This window comes from Waddliaceae bacterium (assembly GCA_018694295.1).
Taxonomy (GTDB): Bacteria; Chlamydiota; Chlamydiia; order Chlamydiales; family JABHNK01; genus JABHNK01.
On record JABHNK010000013.1, the window covers coordinates 1 to 8,935 of the forward strand.

Here is an 8,935-nt window from a genome sequence, read left to right on the forward strand (position 1 = left end):
ATAAGAGAGATGGCTCACAAACAAACTTGTTCTGCATTTTTATGGTCAAAGGTATTGAATATGCCCTTCTGGGTTATGTTCAACTTACTTCCTATCATCTTATATAAAGAGCTTGGCGCCTCGCCCTTTCATGTCACCCTATTGATAGTTTTGAAACCTACTGTAGCCCTTTTAGCGCCATATTGGAGTATATCTGTCAGCAACCGTAAAGACCGTCTTCTTTCCAACCTGGTATGGGCTAATATTCTTAAGTATCTTCCTTTTCTATTTTTCCCATATTTTCGTAATCTATGGTTTTTCATAGCGGCTTTCAGCATCCATGCTATGTTCATCCGCGGCATCATCCCTGCGTGGATGGAGATCATCAAGTTAAACATCAACAAGAGCTCTCGCAACAAAACTTTTGCTTTAGGCTCTGCCCTTGACTACCTTGCTGGCGCTATTTTCCCATTATGCCTCGGCTGGCTTCTCGACGACTACACGAGTTATTGGAAGTGGATATTCACTGCGTCGGCCATCTTGGGTACGGTTTCGACGTTGTTTCTTTTCCGCATACCTATGGAGGTCACTACTGATATCGTCACCAAGGATGCACTTAAAATATCTTGGAAGCATGAGCTGCTCAAGCCCATAAAACAGATAGTCTCTCTATTGAGAAAGCGTCGTGATTTTTTCAACTTCCAGATTGGCTTTATGCTAGGCGGTGCTGGCATTATGATCATGCAGCCAGCATTGCCGCTATTTTTCGTCGACACCTTAAACCTGTCATATACTAAGATGCTTATAGCGATATCGGCATGTAAAGGGATAGGATTCCTCATAACGACGCCTTTGTGGGTGAAGCATTTTGGCAAGGTGAACATCTATTTCTTCAGCAGCCATGTCACCTTGTTCGCTGTAGTGTTTTCTTTGTTTATCATCATATCGTCGTATAACATAGCCTTCCTTTATGTCGCCTTTCTTATGTATGGCACTATGCAGGCTGGCAGCGAGCTCAGCTGGAACATGTCGGGTCCTGTATTCTCTCATAATGAAGACAGCTCTATATACAGCACTGCTAATGTCTTTGCCATAGGATTGCGAGGATGTGTTGTCCCTCTTATCGGCAGCATGGTATGTTCTTTGACATCTCCCGTCTATGTGATGGCTCTGTGTGGGGCGTTATGTGCCGTGGCGACGCTATACTTCAAGAGCTGCAAGCGCACCGAAGACTTCTTTGTTTCAGAGACCGAACACTAAGTTCACCAGAAACTTAAAGCTGAAGAGCATTATCGCCAGCGACACCAAAGATATTATCGTTCCGGGCTTCATCATATCTTTTGTCGTTATTTTCCCTCCTGCGAAAGCCAAAGCATTTGGTGGTGTAGATATTGGGAAAGCCATAGCGAAAGAACATGCCAGCCCTATAGCGATGGCGAGGTATATAGGGTTCTTCGTAGGTATACTCATAGCGATTGGTATGATAAGCGTCGCTGCGGCGGTATGGCTCATAAAAGATGAAAGCGCTAGCGCTATGACGCTAAAGGAGATTATCAGCGTCATCCCTCGAAGTCCCATAAGCGGCTGGTCTACTAGCCATGTTGCCAGTCCTGACGCCTGTATTCCTGCTCCTAGTGCTAGGCCTCCCCACATAAGGACAAGGACATCCCAGTCGAACTTTTTCATATCGTCGCGGTCGAGAAGTCCTGTCGCTATAAGCATAGCGACGGCGATTAATGCTGTCACGGATTCATGGAGTCCGTGGATCTTTGTCGTGAGCCATAGCGTTACTGTTATTCCGAAGATCACGAAGACTTTTATGGCTCCTTGGGGTAGTTCTTCGTGTTTTTCTAGGACGAATCTCGTCTCTTTATCTTTTAGCGGATAGAAAAATCTAAGGACGATGTATACCAAGCCCAGGAGTACTACTGCCAGTGGAACGCCTATCATCATCCACTCTATGAAGCTTACTTCTATCCCCGCTTCGGCGAGGTTACCGAGGACGATGACATTTGGTGGAGTACCTATTGGCGTCCCTATCCCTCCGATATTCGCTGCGAAGGGAACGCTGAGGATTAAGCCTTTACAGAAAGGTTCTCCTTCTTTTAGCGTAGCGACAAACGGTGCTATTATTCCGAGCATTATCGCTGTTGTTGCAGTGTTCGACGTCCACATTGAAAGCACTGCGGTCAATAGCATTATTCCCAAAAGGACGCGGTATGGGTGGTCGCCGCATAATGAAAGCACTCTATCGGCGATATAGCTATCGACGTGATATTTCCTTAGTGCTCGCGCCAGGGCGAAGCCTCCGAAGAAAAGCATTATTACTGGGCTTGAGAATGGCACGAGGAACATCCTATATCCCGACCTGTCGAGGTCAAGGACGCCGCCTTCCCTGCCGATGAGGACAATAAGGAGGAGAACGACTACTAGCGAGGTGCCATAATGCGGTATGATTTCTAGCGCCCAGAAAAGTGCCGCTACTGTGAAGACAAACGCCGTCCTTTTTGCCGCTTCGGGGCATGTGTCTGGAAGGAAATAATACACCCCTACTGCTATCAGCAGCGTTATTGCCATAAGCCATATTTTTTTCTTCATGCTATATTCCTCATCGCGATTTTATCAAAAATATATTAATACATGATATTGAAAAATATAGCCACAAATATCATTGAGCATTGAACATTGATCAATGATTTTTGAGTGCTCGTTGAAGGGTGCGTTTTTCGTCGCGTTCTTTTATGGCAGCGCGCTTGTCGGCTTTCTTTTTCCCTTTTCCTCTGCCGATTTTGAGTTTGACCCTTCCCTTTTTTAGGTACATAGCCAGTGGAACGAGCGTGAAGCCTTTTTCTTTTATGGCGGCTTTAAGACGCGAGATCTCTCTGCTATGCATCAGAAGCTTCCTATCTCGGCGCTCTTCGTGGTTGTTGATATTCCCGAAGCGATATAGTGCGATATTTGCACCGATGAGCCACAGCTCATTGCCGATAACTTTGACATAAGCCTCTTGCAGGCTGCCACCGTGGTCGCGCAACGACTTTATCTCCGTACCCTGCAGGACAATCCCTGCTTCATACGTCTCGACGATCTCATAGTCGTGATATGCTCTTCTATTTGATACTAAATCTGCCATAGTCTCGCTCTTTTTTTTGAGAGGGACGCTGCCCCCTCAAACTCCCCCGCCAAAGGAAACGAAGTTTCCTCTGGACTCCTGTTTTACATCTGCTACACCTTTCGCGTGCCGCGGAAGGTGTAGCAGATGGATAAAAAAGATTCCGAAGGCTCTTTTTCCTTTTGCAAGCGGATATTTGAAAAACATCCCTCACACAAAAAGACGCCTTATATACTGATGTTACTCGCTAATCTTGCTTTAGTGGTGTAGCGAAAGGGACAAGATGCAAGTATTTCCGACGAACCAAGCTCCGAAGAGCTGGGTGAGGAGAAATGCATAACAGATTGTTCCTTGCAGCACGCCAATAAAGTGAGAGTAGCGCGTAAGGTCAGTTATATATATGGAGCTTATTATACTATGCTTTCGTCTCACGTGCAACAGGTTTCTTGGACGATGCTGCCGTTATCGACGTGTAGTGTCATAGCACCTGAGGCGTTTAAATCTTCTGTTGATGTGAGGAACACCTGTCCGAGGTTGTTTAGGATGGCGTAGAAGTTTTTACGTCGCTGTTCATCGAGGCTTATCCCTAGGTCGTCGATAGCCATGAATGGGATATCGTGAGATTCGTCACGGAGAGTATACCATTCTGCTAGACGTAATGCCGCTACGCAGCAACGCTGCTGGCCTTCGCTGGCGAAGTGTCTTGCATCTCTGTCGTCTATCGTTATAGTGATATCATCGCGGTGTGGCCCTATCGACGTACATCCGTATAGCATCTCTTTGTTACGATTTTCGTTATAGCATGCGAGGTAATATTCTTTTAGTGATGTCGGCGGTGCTGGAGTTTTATATTGCAATGACATCGTCTCTATTCCGCCGCTAAGCATGCTGTAAGCTTCTTTACTGTAACGTTGCAGGATATTGATCGCCTGTCGTCTACGTGTTACGATATATTCCGCGTCGGCAGCCATGCTCTCTTCCCAGCTGTCTATTGTTTCTATTTTCTGTGCCTTTAGCAGTGTATTTCTCTGCTTCATAGCGCGGTTGTATCGTATCAGGGTGTTGACGTATATTGCGTCGACTTGTGCTATATGGATGTCTAGAAAGCGTCGGCGCATTGCAGGGCCGCCACGTATGATATCGTTATCTTCTGGGACGAAAATAACGCCTCTCAGGATTCCAAGGATGTTCGTTGCTGTTGTACAAGGAGTATCGTTATGTCGTATATGGCGTTTTTTGCCGTCGGACATCATGGAAAGTTTTTGCTGCACTCCGTCTTTATAAAACCCTGCTTCTATGAAGAAGCTTTCTTCTCCATCGCGAACCATGTCTGCGAGGACATTTGTACGAAATGAACGACCTGTTATTAGGAGATATATTGCTTCTAGGATATTCGTCTTACCTTGTGCATTAGCGCCTACAATACCGTTGACACCGTTGTAGAAGGTAATGCGCTCATCTTTATAGTTGCGGAAATTTCTAAGGCGTATCCATTCAAGAAACATTATTATTCTTCGTGGAGGCGCATTGGCATGATAACGCACAGTGCCGACGAGGTATCGGTGATCACTCCTGGGTTAAAGGCGTCGGTGAGTCCTATGTTCACTGTCTCGTCTTTGCTGTGGCGTAGGATGTCCAGGAAAAACGCCGGATTGAATGCTACCTGCAGTGCTTCGCCATCGTAGTTGACGGGCATATTAACCTTAGCCGTCCCTATTTCTGCGTTATTTATTGCAAGCTGAAGGTTTCCATCTGAGAAGACAAACCGTACTGAGTGGTTATTGTCTGGTGTAAACAGTGATATCTGTCTAAGCAGGCTTGTTAATTCTTCGCGGTGTAGTGTGACGCTGATATCAGACTCTTCGGGGATGACACGGCTGACGTCTGGGTAGCTTCCCGACAACAATTTTGTGATGATGGTGCTTTTATTGGTGTCGATAGCGATCTTATCTTCCATGACATACACTATAGCATCATCATCGCCGGAGATTTTCAATATCTCTTCGACGGCCTTAAGCGGTATGACATACTGTCCTGAGACGCTTTCATCGATATCGATATTCTGTTCTATCTTAGCGAGTCTTTTGCCATCGGTACCGATAAATGCTACGGTGCCATTGTCGATACTCATCAAGACGCCGGTGAGTATAGGCCTATGGTCTTCGCGAGAGACGGCAAATGCCGTACGGAAAAGCGCATCTTGGAGTTTTTCTCCTTTGATCTTAAACTGTGCTGCTCCAGACATATCGGGAAGGACGGGGAATTCTCCTTTATTTATGCCGTGGAGGTTAAAATGTGACGATCCTGCTGTTATCTTAGAAACGTCATCGGAAGTCGACGAGAATTCAATATGCGGCGCTGTTATTTCACGGATAAGTTGTGCGAACTTCTTCGCCGGCAATGTCGTTGCTCCTTCTTCGAAAACTTTAGCTTCTGTACGGCATCGAACTCCTACGGTGAGGTCTGTTGCTGTGATGACGAGCTCACTGCCTGACGCTTCGATGAGGATATTCGACAATATCGGTATCGTAGCCTTTTGTGTTACAACGTTTTGTATATGGCCGATAAGACCGTTGAGTTCTTCTTTGGAGATAACAAACTTCATAATATATATTATCCTTAAAAATTGATATATTCAACGGATAACGATAAGGGACGGTGTTACAAATGTCAACAGCAAAATCAACTCTATCCACCAATAGGTCTTTCGTCTATATGCGGTATATAGCCTTCGTCCTCAAAATCGGCAGTAATCCATTCTCGCCATGCTGGGATGACTATCTTTGCTGCAGGCGTCGCGATATCGAACTTTTTCTCGCTCCCTTGTCTCCCTACCAATGCTCTGATCACCCCATGACTTTTCTGTGCAAGGGCTCTTAGCATGACATTCTGCAGGCCTTTCCCTTTCTCCGCTGTGAAGGTGGCTACCTCTTCCGAGATGCTAGCAACAGCATCCTGCATATCTTCGTATAACTCTGTTGGTTCTTTACCGGAAACGTCTGTACCTTCTCCTTTGCGTTCTTTGGCGCTAGCTTCTTGAACAATATCAATCATCTCTTCAGAAACCTGGTCTAGAGTGTAATAAAAAACTACGTCTGACTGTGCTTGTGCCTGTGCGAGAGTTTCTGTTATACCCATACGCTTTAAGAAATGATTAAGAAGTCTTTTCGAAAATGGCGCCGGCTGTTGTTCTGTATCATCCCCTTCTTTATTCCCGTGACCCATAATTCTTGGCAGGACGGGCAATATAGTTTTTAGTGCGACACGCACGAAGATCTTTAATATTTTCCTAGTGAATTCGTAGAATTTATCTTTTATAAAAGTGAAGATTTTTTCTCCAACGTTCATTTCTTCTTTAGAAGCCTTTTCTTCATTGTTTGTAAGCAACGCAGCAGCTCTTTTGATGAACGCCTCTTGTACATATTTTTTGTATTCTTTGAACGTCTTATCAATTCCCAGCCCCTGGAGAATTTCGTCAGGATTTAACATCTCTTCATCGCTTCCGTCGTTTACGATTCTAAGTCCGCTAGACATTGTTGTTAGCACCCTGATACCAAAGCGCTGTATATTCTGTTCTCTGACGATATAGCTTAGGTTTTTTCCTAGTCTTTTCGTATATTTCTGTACAAGTTTTTCTGGTTTTATTATTGAAGAAGAGATGGAGTCAGAAAGCATTCCTCCGATAAAATCTTCGAAAGACTCCTCCCCGAAGAATTTATCTGGGGTATAATTCTCTGCAACGTTTTTGACTTTCTTCTGCACAGCAGCTTCTACACCTTTCGCTACTGCATCACCTGGGGCTTTCACTATCTTTTTCCCTAAAGAGACCACCGCGCCAGCAGCTTTCGCTATTTTCTTTCCTAAAGAGATCTTCGCGCTGTCAGGTTCTTCAGCTTTTCTTAGCGTCGAAGTTTTTGGTTCTTTTTCCGTCAAGGTCTCTTCGCTCATTATTCCGTCTATTTCTTCCAATGCCTTGGATATGAATATTTCACAAAGCGCATCATCTTCTTCTTTGCTCATCGCAATGCCATCAGTAACGGGATCTTTTTCAGACATACTTTCAGGTTCTTTTTCCTGAGCCTTCTTCAGCTCGGCTTGCAAGGAATATGCCCATTCTTCTTCAAGCAGCCTTTTCTGCTCTTTATCAAGTTTTTCGTAAGGAACGTCTAGGGCGTCAAAAAAATCATCATCGCCGTCATCCTCGTCAAAACCGACACCTTCTGTTGTAACAATTCCTTCTATATTCTGAGTATCGCTCTCTGCGCTCTTTTTTGGGGTGACATTTTTTGTGTCTTCGATAGAAGGCTCATCACGATCGATAGTTTTCATTACATTCTTAACAGAAACAAGGATATCTTCTAGCGTCTCATTGTTGTGATCTTCACTGATAAGACAATCTTTCAGGTGGCGATATGTCTTCAACGTCTTAACAATTACGATATTCTTTCCACGTGAAATCCACCCTTGTGGCTTCTTTTTCGCTGCTAGCGCGCCATCATGTTTATGTCTTTTTACGATAGCTTCTATATCGACCATCACACTTCTAAAGGCGGCATTAAGGCGGGATTTCTGTGTATTCGTAATCCATTTATTCTGCTCATGCATAATGGTACGGAATTCACTCGCCAGCTTACAAATTTCAGTGACTGCAACAGAGGCGTCGATTTGCTCTTCGGACAAAACAGTATACAACTTATTGGCGTTCATTCCATTGATAATTCTTTTACACACCTCAGGGTCGAGGTCATCAGGGATTTTGCTGATGAAGTGTCCAAGGTGTCTCAATCCGAAGTTCTCAGAAGTTTCAATCTTTGTCATAATAAAATTAACTAATACGCCAATTTCATATCGACGCAGAAGCTCCTCCTTAATATGCTAAGGTATCAAAGATAAAGTATTTTTTACAATTACGTTCTGACCTTACGCGCCACTCTCACTTTATTGGTGTGCTGCAAGGAACAATCTGCTACGTATTCCTCCTCACCCAGCTCTTCGGAGCTTGCTTCGTCGGAAGTACTTACATCTTGCCCCTTTCGCTACACCACTAAAGCAAGATTAGCGCGTAACATCAGTTACGTTTTAACGATACAGCTTTTTCCGAAAGTCGTGACGCGCAGGCATGGTTTATCGTTATGCGTTCCTGTTGCCACGAATCCTACTTCGAAGAGTTTTTCTTGTATCGCCGCCCTTATAAAATCTTGTTCTTTAGCGGTATAGTGCGGAAAAGTATATTTCCAGCGGCGTCCTCGACGTTTTAGCATGACACTGTCTGTTGTTCCTATTGATTCTTCCATGCTTGCTATAAAATCATCGAAGTATATCCATCCGAGGTCGGCCACTGCTGCTAGGCTTCTTTCAAGGTGTCGTTGATTTTTGTCGGCATAGAGTTTTTTGTCGATGTCAACGGTGACGAAAGTATTGCGTCGATTTTTAAGAAGGTAGCATCCCTGCTCTTCGAGGCTCATTGCCAGCCATTCTTCTGTACCTTCACAGAGTGTTATGGTGTCTTTATTTCTCTTGACGAGCTTTAGTATTAGGAGCTTATCGACCATCTCCTTGAAATATTTCTTCCATTTGTCATTAATGTTCTCGACGATATCACATCGTAGCATCAGGGTTTTCACGGTGTCTTCTGTTGGGGCGTCTTCTTCTAGTGTTATTGGATCTTTTTTTACTGCTGCTATTACTTTTTCCATGTCTTCTAGGAATGCGAAATCATTATCTCTTGTTTTGACAACACCATCGACGATTGTCGTTGGTATTCTTTCTTTACGTGAAGATAGCAGTTCTTTCCATTCGTAGAATGGCGTTACTATTTCTTTCCATTCTTTTCCCACGCGAATA

7 protein-coding genes are annotated in these 8,935 nt (G+C 44.4%); 1 reads left to right on the top strand and 6 read right to left on the bottom strand.

Features of this window, described 5'->3' with window-relative positions:
• Positions 1-60 precede the first annotated feature (60 nt).
• Positions 61-1,239 (top strand): MFS transporter, encoded by a 1,179-nt coding sequence (locus HN980_01520; GenBank protein MBT6928165.1) that lies wholly within the window; start codon positions 61-63, stop codon positions 1,237-1,239.
• On the opposite strand, the gene HN980_01525 is transcribed toward HN980_01520, so the two are convergent.
• From HN980_01525 to HN980_01550, 6 genes are all read right to left on the bottom strand, one after another.
• Positions 1,222-2,577: a DASS family sodium-coupled anion symporter gene (locus HN980_01525; protein MBT6928166.1), complete on the bottom strand. Its 1,356-nt coding sequence runs from the start codon at positions 2,575-2,577 to the stop codon at positions 1,222-1,224. The two genes, HN980_01520 and HN980_01525, sit on opposite strands and share 18 nt — an antisense overlap.
• Before the next feature lie 91 nt (positions 2,578-2,668).
• Positions 2,669-3,112 (bottom strand): SsrA-binding protein SmpB, encoded by a 444-nt coding sequence (gene smpB / locus HN980_01530; GenBank protein ID MBT6928167.1) that lies wholly within the window; start codon positions 3,110-3,112, stop codon positions 2,669-2,671.
• 407 nt (positions 3,113-3,519) lie between these two features.
• On the bottom strand, positions 3,520-4,596 hold the full coding sequence (gene recF / locus HN980_01535) for a DNA replication/repair protein RecF (protein ID MBT6928168.1): 1,077 nt from the start codon (positions 4,594-4,596) through the stop codon (positions 3,520-3,522).
• Positions 4,597-4,598: 2 nt separating this feature from the next.
• Positions 4,599-5,696 (bottom strand): DNA polymerase III subunit beta, encoded by a 1,098-nt coding sequence (dnaN, locus tag HN980_01540; GenBank protein MBT6928169.1) that lies wholly within the window; start codon positions 5,694-5,696, stop codon positions 4,599-4,601.
• An 83-nt stretch (positions 5,697-5,779) separates the two neighbouring features.
• A complete protein-coding gene (locus HN980_01545; protein ID MBT6928170.1) occupies positions 5,780-7,909 on the bottom strand; it encodes a hypothetical protein in 2,130 nt (709 codons plus the stop codon).
• A gap of 254 nt (positions 7,910-8,163) precedes the next feature.
• Positions 8,164-8,935: hypothetical protein (locus HN980_01550; protein MBT6928171.1), on the bottom strand; the 772-nt coding region annotated here is incomplete at its 5' end.